Below are 17149 nucleotides of genomic sequence, written 5' to 3'. Positions count from 1 at the left end.
GCGCCCGCCCCCCCCTCCGCCGCCCCCCCCGAGCCCGAGCCCGCCCCCCCCTCCGCCGGGCCCCCCGAGCCGGAGCCCGTCCCGCCCTCCGCCGTCCCCCGCCCCGACGTCCGGCCCTCCTGCGTCCCCTTGGCCCACCCCCCAGTGGCCCTCCCCGCCGCCGACCCCGCCGACCTCGGCGCCCTGGTCCCCGACACCGAGCTGGACGGCGCCGCCTACGGCTGTCTCACCCTGCGTGCCGTCTCCCTGCGCGGCGACCGGGCCCGCTACCACGGCGAAGCCCGCCGCGACGCCCTGCTCACCGCCCGCTTCGGCAGCGGCCGCGACACCCTGATCCTGGTGGCCGTCGCCACCGGCAGCCCCGGCCCCGAGGGCTCGCCGCGCGCCGCCCGCGACGCCTGCGCCCGGATCGCCGCCGCGGTCGGCCGCAGCGGCACCCGACTGGCCGAGGACCTCCGCGGCGGCCGCCGCGACGCCCTGCGGTCCGGCCTCCATCGGCTCACCGCCCGCGGCTACGGCACCCTGCGCGGCCGCACGACGGAGCCCACCGCGGAACCGCCCGCCGCAGCGGAGGAGTTCCCGGCCGCGGTGCGCTGTCTGCTGCTGCCCGCCGACCCCGACTGCCGTACCCGGGTGTTCTTCGGCGCCGGCGCCGGCGGCTTCTTCCGCCTGTGCGACGGTGCGTGGCAGGACCTGGAGCCCGCCGCGCCGCAGGGCGGGGCGTTCCTCTTCCGGCCGGTCGACGGCCGCGCCGGGGACACCCTGCTGATGTGCAGTACGGGCCTGGCGCGGCCGCTGCGCGCCGACACCGCGTACGCCGACCGGCTCGCCATGCGGTGCGGTGGACAGCCGCCCGACCTGCCCGCCTTTCTGTCCGCCGCCCAGCTGCCCAGCGCGGGCCATGCGGGGGACCGTACGGCCGTGGGGGTGTGGGAGTCGTAGCCGCGCGGGTAGGCGGGGCCGAGAGCCAACGAAGGGCGCAGCGCCGTCGGGAGGAGCCCCGTCATGCCCAGGCAGACCGTCGCCGAGCAGTTCGTGGACATCCTGGTGCGGGCGGGGGTGCAGCGGCGTCGGGGACAGCCTCAACCGTTCCTCAGGGCTGAGCGGAGTGAGTCCTGACGCCAGAACTCATGCTCAGCCGCGTGCCCCGAACGGTGTTGGGCACCCTGGTCCCCCGCGTTCTCGCCGCATCCGGTCCCGGCGCATCGTGTGCGCGGACCGGGAATACGGGGGCGGGATTCCTCATGCCCTGCGGCCTCCGGTCCGGCCTGGACGGTCCGATGCCCACGACGATCGCTCTGGTCGTCGTGGGGCGGTGTCGTCCGTCGCCGGATCGGGTGCCCCTGGGCGCGTCGTCCGCAGCCGCTTGCCACCGCGCACGACGTGTACGACCCCGGCCTCGCGGTCGGCCCACTCCGCCTCCAGCCGGTGCTCAAGTGCCGCCAGGCGGCGGGTCTTGGCGTGCCACTCCCGCCCGGCGTCTTCTTGCTGCCCTTCTCACCAACTGGGAGCGATAGCCGCTGCGCGACGGTCTTGATCCCGGCCTCAAGCGACTGGATGTGTGCGAGCTGGCCACGTCGGGCCAGCGCCCACTGGTCGTGTGACGCCTTCGTGACCGTCCCAGCCCAGCGCGACGACGACACCGGCGTCAGTTCCCGTTTGCGAGCCGCCCACGTGTCCGCGGAGTGTTCCAGCCCGTCCGCGCAGCGGGCCTTGAGATCCTGCGACGCCAGCGAGCCGAGATGCGCGCCCACCATCGCCAGGACCTTCTCATCCTCAGCCGTCAAGTCCTTCAGACGCGTACGGACCGCCACGCCGGAAGGGCCGCTTACGACGAACGGTGCCTCGATCAGACGCAATTCCTGCTGATGCACCCAGCGCCCTCCCCTCGAAATCCCGTGGACCACGGACACCACGAACCTACCGGCCCCCACTGACAAAGCTCACACAACCTCGGGTGCGAGCAGTTGCCAACCCCGCCATCCAGCACGCCGTCGGTCCCCTGCAACGCTGTCCTCCCCGAGGACGCCGGCCGAAGCATGGCGTCCGGCCGGATGGGCATGCATGAGCGTGAGGCTGTTCGAGTGAGAGCGCCGGTCGTTTGTTGGGGGCGGGGGAGAGGCATGCGTCAGCCTGTGCGGCGCGAGGGACGGGACGGTTGGCAGGACGCGGGCGAGGGGACCCGCGGCGGGGGGATCGCCGCGCGGGCGCCGGGGGTGCTCAGACGTACGGTGCGCCATGCGGATCTGAGGGCCGTCGGCGAGGTGCGCCGCGAGCTGCGGCAGCTGCTCAGCCACTGGGCGGGGCCCAGGAACGGCGAGGTCGCGGAGGTTGCGACGCTGCTGACCAGTGAGCTGGTCACCAATGCGCTGGTGCATGCGGAGGGCGGCGCCATGGTCACCGCGACGGTCGGGGACCGGCTGCGGGTGGAGGTGCGCGATTTTGTCTCCGGGCGCCCCGAGCCCAGAGCGGCGACCACGGACGGGACGTCCGGGCGGGGGCTGCTGCTGGTCCGCTCGTTAGCGGACGCGTGGGGCATACGGTCCCACGGGGTGGGCAAGAGCGTGTGGTTCGAGCTGGGCGGCGGACCTGCCTGAGCCGGCGTTCGGGGGTGTGGGCCCGGCGCGGTCCGCCGCCGCTCACGCGAAGCGTTGCTCGATCGCGGCGAGTTTCTCCTCGAGGGAGTCCAGACGGGGAAGCGTCTGGGTGTCGTCCTCGGCCGTGAGGTCCACCGTCCGTCGTGGCTCGGTCATGACGGCGGTGGCGACCGGGTCAGTACCGGTCACGGCCTTGAGGGCCGGGCGGGAGCGCACCGGCGGTCCTGATGTGGGCAACGGCTCCGGGGTTTCCGGGGATATGGCCGAGTCCCGGTCGGCCATATCCGTGGCCGCGGCGGCCTGGGTGACGGTCAGCCGGCCGCCGCCTCTGCCCAGTCCCCACGAACGGTGCTGGCGGTTGAAGGCCCGCAGCCGGGCCCGGTCGAGCTTGACCTGCTCGCGCCGCCGAAGCCGCCGCTGCTCCTTCTGCCGGCGGTCCTCCCGTACCTCCTCGACCGCCTCGTCCAGCGTCCGTACGCCCTCCAGCAGCATCAGCGACCAGGCCGCGAAGGTTTCGCGGGGCGCCCGCAGCCAGCGCACGACCCGGATCTGCGGCAGCGGACGGGGCACCAGGCCCTGTTCGCGCAGCGCCGCCCGGCGGGTCTGTTTGAGCGCACGGTCGAAGAGCACCGCGGCGGACAGCGACATCCCGGCGAAGAACTGCGGTGCGCCCGCATGGTCCAGGCCGCGCGGGGCGTGCACCCAGTTGAACCAGGCCGCGGCGCCCGCGAACGTCCACACCAGCAGTCGGGAGCCGAGGGCCGCATCGCCGTGACTGGCCTCGCGGACCGCCAGCACGGAGCAGAACATCGCGGCGCCGTCGAGCCCGAACGGGACCAGATACTCCCAGCCCCCGGTCAGGCCGAGATTCTGGACGCCGAAGCCGACCAGACCGTGGAAGGACAGCGCGGCGGCGACCGCCGCACAGCAGAACAGCAGGAGATACGAGGCCGAGGCGAAGAGCGCCTCCTTGCGGCGGCGGCGTTCCTCGCTGCGCTCCCACGAGTCGTCGGCCGGCTGTCCGGCCGCGCGTTTACCGCGCAGGACCAGCGCCACGGCTGCTGTGACAGCGCCGAGCAGCAAGGCTGCCGGAACCAGCCAATCAAGCGATATGTCGGTCATTCTCATTCTGGGAATCCTTGCCTAGAGCTTCGCGCGTACGCGGTTTCGCGAGGCATCCTGGCGGAATTCCTCCCTCCCTCAGACGCTTTCGGGGCAAGAGAACGCCAAGGAAGTGCAGGAAGCGGCAGATGGGTGGCGGGAGGTCGAACGTGCAGTTCAACAGGGGGATTTGGGTTCGAATTCGATGGCCCGTACGGGCGCGCTGCGCGGGTCAGCTGGTTGCGGTGAGGCGGGTGATGCGGTCCGCGTCGCAGGTGCGGGGGCAGGTGACGCAGGTGTCCTCGGGGCGCAGCGTGTAGAACATGCAGCAGCTGGCGCGGTCGCGGGTGGGCAGCGCCTGGCCGTTAGGTCCGGTGAGCGTACGGAAGGCCGCGCCGCCGATGTACGGGGCGGTCGCCCCCGGCAGCAGCCGCTCCAGCTCCGCCACCGCGCGCCGCTCCTCGCCCAGCAGATGCCCGAGGTACCACAGGCCCTCGACGATCTCGTCCGATGCCATGCCCCACAGCGCCCGCGGACCGCGCCGCATCCGGGCGCGGAAGCCCTGGAGCACGGGCCCCAGATGCCCGGCCACCGCCGCCCGCAGCTCGCCGCGCAGCGCCTCCTCGTCCGCGACGACCCGGGCGCCGGGCAGCGCCGCCGCCGGATCGCCGGGCAGGCATGCGAACGAGCGCGCCCGTACCGCCATCCGGCCCACGTCCCGCCGGAAGCAGACGTCCTGGACGGGCAGCTGCGGCACCCGCCGGTGCAGGAACCAGGGGAGGGTGAACAGCAGGCACGCCGGCCAGGCGTAGCGGTGCAGCGCGAAGCTCGCGACGACGTCGGGGCGGGCGCGCTGTCCGTAGTCCTGCACGATCTGCGCGTCGTCCGCCGCCAGAAACGTGTCGAGGGTCTCACCCCCGGCCGCCAGACCGGCCGCGCACACCCAGCCCGGCCCGCCCGGAGGCGCACCGTCCCACTCCGTCACCCGCAGACCGGGGAACACCTCGGACAGCCGGGCGTACGCGGCGGCGAGGGGCGAGGAGAGCGGCGGGGCGGCGGGGGCAGACGTCATGCGGGAGACCACCGAATCGCGATCGTTAGCAGGTAAGCCTTACCTTATCGAAGGACTCTACCCGTGCCCGCTGAGGTGTGAACCGGCGCCATGGGCGCCTATGGTGCTGGGAACCGTCCGTCACATTCTTGAGGTATCGCCATGGAGCAGGGCACAGCGGAGCGCGAACCGCGCGCACGCGCGTGGGCGCCCGCGCACGCCGGTTCCGCCGTGCCGCAGCAGCCCGGACGCCGCTCGGCCGTGCCCCGGCAGGCGCCCCGGCCGCAGCGGCACTCCGTACGCGGCCAGGTGCTGGCCGCGCTGCGCGAGGCGCTGGTCGGCGGGGAGCTGGCCCCCGGCGAGGTCTACTCCGCCCCCGTCCTCGCCGAGCGCTACGGCGTCTCCGCGACCCCGGTGCGCGAGGCCATGCAGCAGCTCGCCGGGGAGGGCGCCGTCGAGGTCGTGCCCAACCGCGGCTTCCGGGTGTGCGAACGCAGCTCCCGTGACCTGGCCGAACTGGCCGAGGTGCGCGCGATGCTGGAGGTCCCGGCGGTCATCCGGCTGGCCGGCACGCTGGAGCCGGAGCGCTGGGAGGAACTGCGTCCGCTGGCCGAGGCGGGGGTGAGCGCCGCCGCCCACGGCGACCGGGCCGGCTACGCCGAGGCGGACCGCGCCTTCCATCGCGGGCTGATCTCGCTCACCGGGAACCACCGGCTGACCCAGGTCACCGACGAACTGCTGCGCGCCACCCACTGGCCGGCCGGCGGCGCCCGGCTGCGCAGGGCCGAACTGCTGGCCGGCGCCGCCGAGCACACGGCGCTGCTGGACGCGCTGATCGCCCAGGAGTACGCGGTCGCCGAGCGCATCGCCCGCGAGCACCTCTCCGTCGCGCGGCACGCGCGCTGAGCACCGTCGCACGGCACGCGCGCTGAGCGGGCGGGATCCGCGCTGAGCCGGTCGGGCCCCCTGCCGAGGGCCCGGCGCAGGGGGCTCAGCCGGGCAGCAGTTCCTCCAGCGGCAGCGCCTCGGCATCGGCGGCGGGCCGGGAGAGATACAGATCGGCGTGGTAGAAGCCGTCGGCCTCCTTGCCGACGGTGGACAGCCCCCGCGCGGCCAGCGCCTTGTACACTGCCCGCCGCTCGTCGCCGTCGGCGAACCGGCGCTGGCGGAAGGTCCGCGTGGTGAGCTTCTGGGTCACCAGTCCCGCGCGGTCCAGCAGCGAGACGATCCCGTCGTAGGAGACGGTACGGAGCACGAACGCGGCGATCCACGGCGGCGCGGTGACGCAGTCGAGGAGCCGGGCGAAGGTGCGCTCGGAGATGTAGCCGACGCCGCCGGTGACGGTGATCAGGTCGATGTCGGCCAGCGCCTTGCGCAACGGCGCGCTGGGGTCGGTGAGTTCGAGGTTGTCGGAGAAGCCGTCGTCGAGCAGGCCCACCGTGCGGGCGTAGTCGACGGCGTGTTCCGCGGAGTCGAGGCCGATCACCCGGGCCGCACCGGGGTGCCGACGCTTGGCGAAGAACGTCCGGTCCTCCTGGGCCAGCAGGTCCGTCGCCGGGGAGCCCGGGGCGCGCCCGGCGTAGCGGCCGTAGAGGTCGCTCAGGGACAGCCGGTGGTTGAGCAGCGCGGCGTTGACCCCGTATGAGCAGCACAGGTCGACGACGCCGAGCGGCGGGCGGTCGCTGCGGCGGCGCCGCAGGGTCTCGGTCACGGCGCGGAAGACCGCCTGACCGTGATGCGGAATCTGGTAGTCCAGGGGTTGCAGAGTGGTGAAGTAACGGCGCGGATCGGGGCAGTTGTAGATCGCCTCGAAATGCGCCTTGCCCCAGTCGGTCGAGGCGGTGGTTTGGGACACTCCTGCTGCCACGTTGGGCCTCCTGAAAGGCTGTGCCAAAGGGGAGCTGGTCCCCGAACAGCATTCAGGCCCCGCCGCCGCCTCGCACTGCGACTTGCGGCCATTCTCGGGGCGCGTGAGGCGGGGGCGCGGCACCTGTGTCCGAGCCTCGCACAAGCGAACAGCCACCGCACCCCGGCCGATCCACCGCGCTCGCCGCGCTTTTTCGGCCAATCGCCTCGCCGGGCCGCATGGCCGACGACGGGGGGTTGACGGGGAACGGGCGGGTCCGCTTCGTCCGGCCGGGCCCGCCGCGCTTGCCCCGTGGGTCCTTCGCACGTCCCCGTGGGTCCTTCGCCCCTCCCGTGCCGCGCGCTACGTGGCTGCGGTATCCGGCGAGAGGTGATCGGCCAGCCAGGTGGGCACCCCGCCCATGAGCCGGAACAGCCGGGCGGCCTCGGCGCGCAGCCGGGGCGCGTCCTCCTCCGGGGCGGCCTCGGCCAGGGCGGCCAGCGCGGGCGCCGTACCGACCAGGAAGCCCAGATCCTCCCGGATCCGCAGCGACTCGGCGAAGCCGTGCCGGGCCTCGGCCAGATCCCCGTCACGCAGCGCGAGGCCGGCCAGATGGCGCCAGGTGAACGACAGCAGCAGGATGTCGCCCTGTGCGGTGGCGCCGGCGTGCGCGCGGCGGTAGGCGGCGCGCGCCGCGTCCGGGCTGTCGGTCAGTTGCTCGGCCATCAGCCCGCGGCGGAAGTCCAGCAGCGGGCGGCCGGCCGCGGCGGGGTCCAGCAGGGCGGCGGCCCGGCCGAGCGCGGAGCGGGCCTCGTCGGCCCGGTCGCGCACGCCCAGCACCGTTGCCGCGTAAGCGAGATGGCCGCGTTCGCAGGCCGCGTCGCCCCGCTCGTCGTCGTCGCCCGCCAGCGCCTCGGCGGCACGCAGCGCCTCCTCCGCCGCGGCCCACCCGGTGGCGGTGAACATGCAGCGCTCGACGAGGAGGGCGGCGCGGCGCAGCGCCGCCGGGGCGTGCCGGGCGGCGTGCGGCTCCAGGAGGGCGGCGGCATCGTCCCAGCAGCCGCGGGAGCGCAGCCGCCATACCGCGCGGTCGAGGGGATCGTCGTCCGCGTCCGGCCTGGCTGCCGGTACCGCGGGCCGTGTGGGCGGCGGGATCGCCGATTGCGTGGACGTAACGGAATCCGCGGCTTCTGCGGATCCTGGCATGGCGGTATCCGCCACATTGCCCTCCCCGAGCGCACCATTGAGCGGGAATTTGGATGCAGTGGGCGCATCTCAGCACGAATTCCGTGGCCCGGCCAAGGGGGTGGGTGAATGTTTTCACAATCACCGGGAGGGCGGCCGGGCCCGCCGCCGGGCCCCGATCGGTGGCGCCGCAGCGCAGCGGGGGTCTCCCGTACGCGGGAACGCCGCCCGGCCGATGTCGCCCGATCGGGTACCCCGCCGGACGTACCGCGGTGCGTTCACCCGGGCCCCGGGCGGCGGGCGGCGGGCGGCGGGCGGCGGGCGGCGGGCGGCGGGCGGCGGGCGGCGGCACCCGGCCGCCCGGAAACGCGCGGATCCCGCCGCGGGGCGACGGGATCCGTAGGGCGCGGGCTCGGTCAGCTCATCCGCAGGGCCAGGAAGAAGTCCAGCTTGTCCTCCAGGCGGGACAGATCGCGGCCGGTGAGCTGCTCGATCCGGCCGACCCGGTAGCGCAGCGTATTGACGTGCAGGTGCAGGCGGGTGGCGCAGCGGGTCCAGGAGCCGTCGCAGTCCAGGAACGCCTCCAGGGTGGGGATCAGCTCGGCGCGGTGCCGGCGGTCGTAGTCGCGCAGCGGATCCAGCAGGCGGGCGGTGAAGGCGCGGCGGACGTCGTCCGGGACGAAGGGCAGCAGCAGGACGTGGGAGGCCAGCTCCTCGTGGCCGGCGGCGCACACCCGGCCGTTGCGGGCGGCGGCCACCCGGCGGGCGTGCCGGGCCTCCTCCAGGGCGCCGCGCAGCCCCTCGGCGGAGTGCACCGAGGCGCTGACGCCGATGGTGAGCCGGCCGTCCGCGTCCAGGCCCCGGCCGAGCGGCTCCTGGACGACGGCGAGCAGGGCGTCGGCGTGCAGTCCGGAGATCGTGGCCTCGCCGGACTCGTCCGGGATGGCCGGCAGCGGCACCAGGGCCACCGCCTCGTCGCCGGTGTGGGCCACCGCGATCCGGTCCGACGGTTCGGGCCCGAATGCCCCCGGATCGACCAGCACCTCCTCCAGCAGCGTCTGGGCCACCGGCCCGCCGGGGACCTCTCCGCGCTCCCACTCGACCCGGGCCACCACGATCTGCCAGTGCGGGGCGGTGCCCAGACCCGGCAGCAGCACCGGGGCGGCCACCCGCAGCCGGGCGGCGATCTCGGCGGGCGGGGCGCCGGTCTGGACGAGTTCGAGCACCTCCTGGGCGAGCCGCCGGCGCACCGTGCGCGCCGCATCGCGCCGGTCGCGTTCCACGGCGATCAGCTGGGTGACGCCGTTGAGCAGGTCCAGGCGCTCCTCGGGCCAGTCGCCGGCGTCCGCCTCGACGGCCAGCAGCCAGTCGGAGAGCACCGTTTCCCGCAGGTCACGGCCGTCGGAGCGGATCGGGAAGAGCGAGTAGGTGGCCCCGGCGAGGGTGACGCGGTGGGGACCGCGGCGGCCGCTGCGGGAGGCCGCCAGATGCTCCCCGGCGAGCCGGGCGCCGAGCTCGGCGGGCAGCTGCGGGCCGGAGTCCGCCAGCGTCGATCCGGCGATCTGGCGGCCGGTGGGGGAGAGCACCCACGCCCGCAGATCGAGATCCGAGCCCAGCAGGTCCAGGACCACCTCAGGCCCGCCGCCCGCGGGCCCGGACGTCATCATCCGCCGGTGCCGGTCCACCACGGCGGCCAGGTCGCCGGCCCGCTCGCTGGAGACCTGGCGGACGACGTACTCGGTGATGGAGGCGAACGAGACGTCCTCGACGACCGAGAACAGCGGCAGCCGGTGCCGTGTACAGGCCGCCACCAGATCGTCGGGCACCGCCCCGAGCTCGGCCTCGCCGGCGGCCAGACCGGCGACCCCGGCGGAGGCCAGGATCCGGACGAACCGCTCGGAGTCCTCGGGGTCGCGGCGCCAGGCCAGGCCCGTGAGGACCAGTTCGCCGCCGGAGAGATATCTGCTGGGGTCGCGCAGGTCGGTGGTCATCACACCCCGTACCGTGCGGTCCAGCTCGTCCTCGCCTCCGAGCAGCCGAAGGCCCAGAGTGTCGGTTTCCAGGAGTGCGCGGAGCCGCATGACCTCGCCCGCCGTTCTTTGCTGTCTTGTGTGGCCGGTGGAATGCCGCGAGGTTTCAGAGCCTCGTCTTTCGTTCGAATCTACAAGACGGGTGGCTTGGCCAGCCAACCGCTTCATGGTTTCAGTGACTGCACCGGGTGGGTGCCCTGCGCGTTCACTACTTCCAACCGCGTTAACAAGACATGAACAGGCTCGATGGAACCACGGACCCCCGGTCCGCACCGAGGATCCCGGTCCTGACCGTCAGCAGCGCATGACCCGATTTCGTAGAAGAGGCCACCCATGGACTTCCTTCGCCCCGCCAGCTGGGAGGAGGCGCTCGCCGCTAAGGCCGAGCTCCCCACCGCTGTGCCCATCGCGGGCGGCACGGACGTGATGGTCGAGATCAACTTCGACCACCGCCGCCCGGAGTACCTGCTCGATCTGAACCGTATCGCTGACCTGAGCGAGTGGGAGGTCGGCGAGAAGACCGTACGACTGGGCGCCTCCGTTCCCTACACCCGGATCATGGAGAATCTGCGGGCCGAACTGCCGGGCCTGGCCCTGGCCTCGCACACCGTCGCCTCCCCGCAGATCCGCAACCGCGGCGGCGTCGGCGGCAACCTGGGCTGTGCCTCCCCGGCCGGTGACGCGCACCCCGCGCTGCTCGCCTCCGGCTGCGAGGTCGAGGTCGAGTCCGCCGCCCGCGGCGTCCGCATGATCCCGATCGACGAGTTCTACCTCGGCGTCAAGCGCAACGCCCTGGAGCCCGACGAGCTGATCCGCTCGGTGCATCTGCCCAAGGCCGACGGCCCGCAGCAGTTCTCCAAGGTCGGCACCCGTAACGCCATGGTCATCGCGGTCTGCGCGTTCGGTATCGCGCTGCACCCCGAGACCCGTACGGTCCGCACCGGCATCGGCTCGGCCGCGCCCACCCCGGTGCGCGCCAAGGAGGCCGAGGTCTTCCTCGCCGCGGCCCTGGAGGAGGGCGGCTTCTGGGATTCGGGCGCCCCGATCCCGCCGTCCGTCGCCAAGCAGTTCGCGCAGCTCGCCTCCGGTGCCTGCAACCCCATCGACGATGTGCGCGGCAGCGCCAAGTACCGCCGCCACGCGGTCGGGATCATGGCGCGCCGCACCCTCGGCTGGACCTGGGAGTCCTACCGCGGCAACGAGAGGAGCGCACAGTGCGCGTGACATTCACCGTCAACGGCCGCAAGCAAGAGGCCGACGACGTCTGGGAAGGCGAGAGCCTGCTGTACGTCCTGCGCGAGCGGATGGGCCTGCCGGGCTCCAAGAACGCCTGCGAGCAGGGCGAATGCGGCTCCTGCACGGTCCGTCTGGACGGTGTGCCGGTCTGTTCCTGTCTGGTGGCCGCGGGCCAGGTCGAGGGCCGCGAGGTGGTGACCGTCGAGGGACTGGCGGACTTCGCCAAGCAGCGCGCCGAGAAGGGCGGTTGTGCCTCGGGGGCCTGCGGTACGAGCCTCCAGGACGCCCAGCAGTGGCAGTCGAAGCCGTCTGACAGCGAGCTCCGCTCGCGGGCAGCCGATTCGCAGACCGGTGAGAACACCGATCTCTCCCCGATCCAGCAGGCGTTCATCGACGCCGGCGCGGTCCAGTGCGGGTTCTGCACCCCGGGTCTGCTGGTCGCCGCCGATGAGCTGCTGGAGCGCAACGACTCCCCGTCCGACGCCGACATCCGTGAGGCGCTGTCGGGCAACCTGTGCCGCTGCACGGGCTACGAGAAGATCCTCGACGCGGTCCGGCTGGCGGCCGCCCGCGGCGAGAACCGGACCGCCGGACAGGGGGCCTGACCATGGCTGGTGCCACCCGTACACCCACCAACCTCACCCAGGGCGGCAAGACGGACGCCGGTATCGGCGCCTCGACGCTCCGCCCCGACGGCACCCTCAAGGTGACCGGTGAGTTCGCCTACTCCTCGGACATGTGGCACGAGGACATGCTGTGGGGCTTCACGCTCCGCTCCACCGTCGCGCACGCCGAGATCGTCTCCATCGACACCTCCGAGGCGCTGGCCCAGTCCGGTGTCTACGCCGTGCTGACCTACGACGACCTGCCCACCGACGTGAAGAACTACGGCCTGGAGATCCAGGACACGCCGGTTCTCGCGCACGGCAAGGTACGTCACCACGGCGAGCCGGTCGCCCTGGTCGCGGCCGACCACCCGGAGACAGCCCGCCGCGCCGCGGCCAAGATCAAGATCGAGTACAAGGAACTCCCGGTCATCACCGACGAGGCGTCCGCCCTCGCCGAGGACGCGATCCTGGTCCACGAAGGCCGCGACGACCACCACTCGGGCCACGTCCCGCACCCCAACATCGTCCACCGCCAGCCGATCATCCGCGGCAACGCCGACGAGGCCGCCAAGAAGGCCGATGTCATCGTCTCCGGCGAGTACGTCTTCGGCATGCAGGACCAGGCCTTCCTCGGCCCGGAGTCCGGCCTCGCGGTGCCCGGCGAGGACGGCGGCGTCGACCTGTACGTCGCCACCCAGTGGCTGCACTCGGACCTCAAGCAGATCGCCCCGGTCCTCGGCCTGCCCGAGGAGAAGGTCCGCATGACGCTCTCCGGCGTCGGCGGTGCCTTCGGCGGCCGCGAGGACATCTCGATGCAGATCCACGCCAGCCTCCTGGCGCTGCGTACCGGCAAGCCCGTCAAGATCGTCTACAACCGGTTCGAGTCCTTCTTCGGGCACGTCCACCGGCACCCGGCGAAGCTCTGGTACGAGCACGGCGCCACCAAGGACGGCAAGCTCACCCACCTCAAGTGCCGCATCGTGCTGGACGGCGGCGCCTACGCCTCCGCCTCCCCGGCCGTCGTCGGCAACGCCTCCTCGCTGAGCGTCGGCCCGTACGTCGTCGACGACGTCGAGATCGAGGCCATCGCGCTGTACTCCAACAACCCTCCCTGCGGCGCGATGCGCGGCTTCGGGGCGGTCCAGGCGTGCTTCGCCTACGAGGCGCAGATGGACAAGCTGGCCAAGAAGCTGGGCATGGACCCGGTCGAGTTCCGGCAGCTCAACGCCATGGAACAGGGCACGATCATGCCCACCGGCCAGCCCGTCGACTCGCCGGCCCCGGTGGCCGAACTGCTCCGGCGCATCAAGGCGATGCCGCTTCCCCCGGAGCAGCAGTGGCTGGCGGCCGGCGAGGGCGCCGATGTGCGTGCCCTGCCCGGCGGCCTGTCCAACACCACCCACGGCGAGGGCGTCGTCCGCGGTATCGGCTACGCCGTCGGCATCAAGAACGTCGGCTTCTCCGAGGGCTTCGACGACTACTCCACCGCCCGGGTGCGCATGGAGGTCGTCGGCGGCGAGGCCGTCGCCACCGTCCACACCGCGATGGCGGAGGTCGGCCAGGGCGGCGTCACCGTCCACGCCCAGATCGCCCGTACCGAACTGGGCGTCGAGCAGGTCACCATCCACCCCGCCGACACCCAGGTCGGTTCCGCCGGCTCCACCTCCGCCTCCCGGCAGACCTACATGACCGGCGGCGCGGTGAAGAACACCTGCGAGAACGTCCGCGAGAAGGTCCTGGACATCGGCCGCCGCAAGTTCGGTACGTACCACCCCGCATGGGCCACCGCCGAACTCCTGCTGGAGGGCGGCAAGGTCGTCACCGACGCCGGGGAGGTCCTGGCCGATCTGGCGGACGTCCTCGAAGGCGAGGCGGTCGACCTGGAGCTGGAGTTCCGGCACCGGCCCACCGAGGCGTTCGACCTGAAGACCGGCCAGGGCTTCGGCCACGTCCAGTACTCCTTCGCCGCCCACCGCGCGGTCGTGGAGGTGGACACCGAGCTCGGCCTGGTCAAGGTCATCGAGCTGGCCGTCGCCCAGGACGTCGGCAAGGCGCTCAACCCGCTGTCCGTCGTCGGCCAGATCCAGGGTGGTACCACCCAGGGCCTGGGCGTGGCGGTCATGGAGGAGATCATCGTCGACCCCAAGACCGCGAAGGTGCGTAACCCCTCCTTCACGGACTACCTCATCCCCACGATCCTCGACACCCCGACCATCCCGGTCGATGTGCTCGAACTCGCCGATGAGCACGCCCCCTACGGGCTGCGCGGCATCGGCGAGGCCCCGACCCTGTCGTCCACTCCGGCCGTCCTCGCGGCGATCCGGAACGCGACCGGGCTGGAGCTCAACAAGACGCCGGTACGCCCCGAGCACCTCACCGGCACATAAAGCCGTCCGGGGCCCAGTCCCCGGACACCGGTTCCGGGCGGTGCGTGCCCAGGGGTGTCCCTGTCCGTCCTCCTCCGCGCACCGCCCGGTTCCAACCAGCACCACCCGCACCACCCGCACCACCTGTTCCACCTGTTCCACGCGCACCACGCAGTCGCTGCCCGGCACTCCCCGAGCCGGGTCAGTACCCAACGTTCGTCTCGGGCCGTCCCCCGGGTCGTGCAGCCGAAGTTTCGTCCCAAATCCCGCAGTCGATGCGGGTGCCCCTGTGAACCTTGGGAGTCAGGCACCATGACCCAGCAGTCCACCGAGCCACAGACGGTGGCGGAAGACGCGGGCGAGGGCTCGCGTCAGCCCGCCGGCCGTTCTTGGCTCGACCGGTATTTCCACATATCCGCCCGAGGGTCGAGCATCGCGCGAGAACTGCGCGGAGGCATCACCACCTTCATGGCAATGTGCTACATCCTCCTGCTCAACCCCGTGATCCTGGGGTCGGTGGGGGACGTCAAGCACCACACCCTCGCCCAGCCCGCGCTGGTCACCGCCACCGCGTTCGCCGCGGCGATCAGCACCTTGCTGATGGGCTTCATCGGCAAGGTGCCGCTGGCCCTGGCGGCCGGACTCAACGTCTCGGCGGCCCTGACCACCCAGGTGGTCCCCAACATGACGTGGCCGCAGGCCATGGGCATGTGTGTCATGTACGGCGTGGTGATCTGCCTGCTGGTGGTCACCGGTCTGCGCGAGATGGTCATGAACGCCATCCCGCTGCCGCTCAAGCACGCCATCACCATGGGCATCGGCATGTTCGTCGCCCTGATCGGCCTGGTGAAGGCCGGTTTCGTGGGCCCGGGCAAGGGCACGCCCGTGACCCTTGGCCTCACCGGCGAACTCTCCGGCTGGCCCGTTCTGTTCTTCTGTTTCACCCTGCTGCTGATCTTCGTGCTGCAGGCCCGTAAGGTCCCCGGCGCCATCCTGATCGGAATCGTCGCCGGATCGGTCGTGTCCATCGCCGCCACCAAGTTCGGCGGACTGACCGACAAGGACTGGGGCGGTGCCCCGCCCGCGCTGCACGGCAGCGCCGTCTCGATGCCCGACTTCGGCCTCTTCGGCCATGTCCAGTTCGGCGGCTGGGACAAGATCGGCGCGCTCAGCGTCGGCATGATCGTCTTCACGCTGGTGCTGGCCGGCTTCTTCGACGCCATGGCCACCATCATCGGCGTCGGCACCGAGGCCAAGCTGGCCGACGACAAGGGCCGGATGCCGGGCCTGTCCAAGGCCCTGTTCGTCGACGGCGCCGGCGGCGCGATCGGCGGTCTGACCGGCTCCTCCGGGCAGACCGTGTTCATCGAGTCGGCGAGCGGCGTCGGCGAGGGAGCCCGTACGGGCCTGTCGTCGGTGGTCACCGGCCTGTTCTTCGCGGCCTGTCTGTTCTTCACCCCGCTCACCCAGCTCGTCCCGGCCCAGGTGGCCGCGGCCGCGCTGGTCGTCATCGGCTCGATGATGATGAGCGCCGCCGCCCACGTGGACTGGAGCGACCGCTCCGTGTCCATCCCGGTCTTCCTGACCGTGGGCCTGATGCCGTTCACCTACCAGATCACCACCGGCGTCGGCGCCGGCGTCATCGCCTACACCGCCATCAAGGCGGCCCAGGGCAAGTGGCGCGAGATCGGCCCGTTCATGTGGGTGCTGACCGGCATCTTCCTCGTCTACTTCTCGCTCCATCCGATCGAGCAGTGGCTGGGCGTCAAATAACCGCCCGCCCTCTCCCCATCCGTAAGGAGACCGACATGCTGGACATCGCCGAAGAGCTGCACCGGTGGGTCGGGCAGGGCCGCGACTTCGCGGTGGCCACGGTCGTGGCCACCAACGGGAGCGCCCCCCGTCAGCCCGGGGCCGCCCTCGCCGTCGACACCGACGGTACGGCGATCGGGTCGGTCTCCGGCGGATGTGTGGAGGGGGCCGTCTACGAACTGTGCCAGGAGGCGCTCAAGACCGGAAAGCCGGTCCTCGAACGCTTCGGCTACAGCGATGAGGACGCCTTCGCCGTGGGCCTGACCTGCGGCGGCATCATCGACATCCTCATCACCCCGGTACGGGCGAGCGGCCGTGGACCCGCCGCCGACAGTGGGTCCACGGGCACCCCGGTGGACAGCACTGCCGAGACGCTCGCCGCCGCGCTGGCCGCCGCCGCCCAAGGAGAGGCGGCGGCGGTCGCGCGGATCATCGAGGGCCCGGCCGAACTGGTCGGCCGCGCCCTGCTCGTCCGCCCCGACGGCAGCCACACCGGCACCCTGGGCGGGCACCCCGCCCTGGACCGCACGGCGGTCGAGGAGACCCGCGCCCTGCTGGACGCCGGGCGCACGACGACGCTGGAGATCGGCGCCGAGGGTGCGCAGTGCGGCCGCCCCGTCGTCCTCCTCGTCGAATCCTCCGTACCCGCCCCCCGCATGATCGTCTTCGGCGCCATCGACTTCGCCTCCGCGCTGGTGAAGGTCGGAAAATTCCTCGGCTATCGGGTCACCGTCTGCGACGCCCGCCCCGTCTTCGCCACCAGGGCCCGCTTCCCCGACGCCGACGAGATCGTCGTGGACTGGCCGCACCGCTACCTCGACTCCCAGGAGCTGGACGGGCGCACCGTCCTGTGCGTGCTGACCCACGACGCCAAGTTCGACGTCCCCCTGCTGGAGCGCGCCCTCAAGCTTCCGGTCGCCTACGTCGGCGCCATGGGCTCGCGCCGCACCCACCTCGACCGTCAGCAGCGGCTGCGCGAGGTGGGCCTCACCGAGCTCGAACTCAACCGGCTGCGCTCCCCGATCGGTCTCGACCTCGGGGCCCGCACCCCCGAGGAGACCGCCCTGTCCATCGCCGCGGAAATCGTCGCCAACCGCCGCGGCGGCACCGGCACCCCGCTGACGGGCGCCCACACCCCCATCCACCACGACGTGACCCGCCCGGTGGGCCAGATCGGTTCGGTGGCCTGACGGCGGGCCTCATGGCCCGGGACCGGCGCCCCTGACACCGCCGGTCCCGTAAGCGGGCGCGGCATCCGTGGGGGATGCCGCGCCCGGACAGGTTTCCGGGCAGGCTCCCGATGACGGCCCGGACCGG

General features: G+C 72.6%; 13 protein-coding genes and 1 pseudogene. 8 read left to right on the top strand and 6 right to left on the bottom strand.

Annotation, left to right across the window (positions count from 1 at the left end; translation table 11 throughout):
• On the top strand, nt 1–942 hold a 942-nt coding region (locus SNA_RS27930), incomplete at its 5' end, for a protein phosphatase 2C domain-containing protein (RefSeq protein ID WP_104532090.1).
• A gap of 309 nt (nt 943–1251) precedes the next feature.
• On the opposite strand, the pseudogene SNA_RS45350 reads toward SNA_RS27930, so the two are convergent.
• A pseudogene (locus SNA_RS45350) lies at nt 1252–1874 on the bottom strand (hypothetical protein); the annotation flags it as partial.
• A 261-nt stretch (nt 1875–2135) separates the two neighbouring features.
• On the opposite strand from SNA_RS45350, the gene SNA_RS27925 reads away from it, so the two are divergent.
• Nucleotides 2136–2597, top strand: coding sequence for an ATP-binding protein (locus tag SNA_RS27925; RefSeq protein WP_420823517.1), 462 nt, complete (start codon nt 2136–2138; stop codon nt 2595–2597).
• A 42-nt stretch (nt 2598–2639) separates the two neighbouring features.
• Here SNA_RS27925 and SNA_RS27920 read toward each other — a convergent pair whose 3' ends face one another.
• The gene (locus SNA_RS27920) at nt 2640–3725 is read right to left on the bottom strand and encodes a DUF2637 domain-containing protein (protein ID WP_044367175.1); all 1086 of its coding nucleotides are present in this window, start codon (nt 3723–3725) and stop codon (nt 2640–2642) included.
• Between the two features lie 205 nt (nt 3726–3930).
• On the bottom strand, nt 3931–4770 hold the full coding sequence (locus tag SNA_RS27915; protein ID WP_030062765.1) for a (2Fe-2S)-binding protein: 840 nt from the start codon (nt 4768–4770) through the stop codon (nt 3931–3933).
• 141 nt (nt 4771–4911) lie between these two features.
• On the opposite strand from SNA_RS27915, the gene SNA_RS27910 reads away from it, so the two are divergent.
• Complete coding sequence (locus SNA_RS27910; protein WP_030062764.1) at nt 4912–5655, top strand: GntR family transcriptional regulator; 744 nt, start codon at nt 4912–4914, stop codon at nt 5653–5655.
• 85 nt (nt 5656–5740) lie between these two features.
• Here SNA_RS27910 and SNA_RS27905 read toward each other — a convergent pair whose 3' ends face one another.
• The 3 genes from SNA_RS27905 to SNA_RS27895 all read right to left on the bottom strand — a co-directional run bounded on the left by SNA_RS27905 (nt 5741) and on the right by SNA_RS27895 (nt 9861).
• Nucleotides 5741–6616 carry a hypothetical protein gene (locus tag SNA_RS27905; RefSeq protein WP_241779863.1) on the bottom strand — a complete coding sequence of 292 codons (876 nt, stop codon included), beginning with the start codon at nt 6614–6616 and terminating at the stop codon, nt 5741–5743.
• Between the two features lie 342 nt (nt 6617–6958).
• Nucleotides 6959–7801 (bottom strand): hypothetical protein, encoded by an 843-nt coding sequence (locus tag SNA_RS27900; RefSeq protein WP_241779862.1) that lies wholly within the window; start codon nt 7799–7801, stop codon nt 6959–6961.
• A 395-nt stretch (nt 7802–8196) separates the two neighbouring features.
• A complete protein-coding gene (locus SNA_RS27895; protein WP_044367173.1) occupies nt 8197–9861 on the bottom strand; it encodes a PucR family transcriptional regulator in 1665 nt (554 codons plus the stop codon).
• A 282-nt stretch (nt 9862–10143) separates the two neighbouring features.
• Between SNA_RS27895 and SNA_RS27890 the strand changes: the two genes are divergently transcribed.
• The 5 genes from SNA_RS27890 (at nt 10144) to SNA_RS27870 (ending at nt 17022) form a co-directional block, all read left to right on the top strand.
• On the top strand, nt 10144–11034 hold the full coding sequence (locus SNA_RS27890) for an FAD binding domain-containing protein (protein ID WP_030064594.1): 891 nt from the start codon (nt 10144–10146) through the stop codon (nt 11032–11034).
• Nucleotides 11025–11651, top strand: coding sequence for a (2Fe-2S)-binding protein (locus SNA_RS27885; RefSeq protein WP_030064595.1), 627 nt, complete (start codon nt 11025–11027; stop codon nt 11649–11651). Before SNA_RS27890 ends, SNA_RS27885 begins: the two co-directional genes overlap by 10 nt.
• Nucleotides 11652–11653: 2 nt before the next feature.
• Entirely contained in the window at nt 11654–14041 is a 2388-nt protein-coding gene (locus tag SNA_RS27880; RefSeq protein ID WP_030064596.1) for a xanthine dehydrogenase family protein molybdopterin-binding subunit, read from the top strand.
• Nucleotides 14042–14332: 291 nt separating this feature from the next.
• Nucleotides 14333–15793 (top strand): NCS2 family permease, encoded by a 1461-nt coding sequence (locus SNA_RS27875; RefSeq protein WP_030064597.1) that lies wholly within the window; start codon nt 14333–14335, stop codon nt 15791–15793.
• Nucleotides 15794–15828: 35 nt separating this feature from the next.
• Entirely contained in the window at nt 15829–17022 is a 1194-nt protein-coding gene (locus tag SNA_RS27870; protein WP_044367170.1) for an XdhC family protein, read from the top strand.
• Nucleotides 17023–17149: the final 127 nt, after the last annotated feature.

The organism is Streptomyces natalensis ATCC 27448 (genome assembly GCF_000935125.1).
Lineage (GTDB): Bacteria > Actinomycetota > Actinomycetes > Streptomycetales > Streptomycetaceae > Streptomyces > Streptomyces natalensis.
The sequence above is the reverse complement of the archived record's forward strand: the minus strand, read 5'-3'. Positions and strand labels throughout refer to the sequence as shown.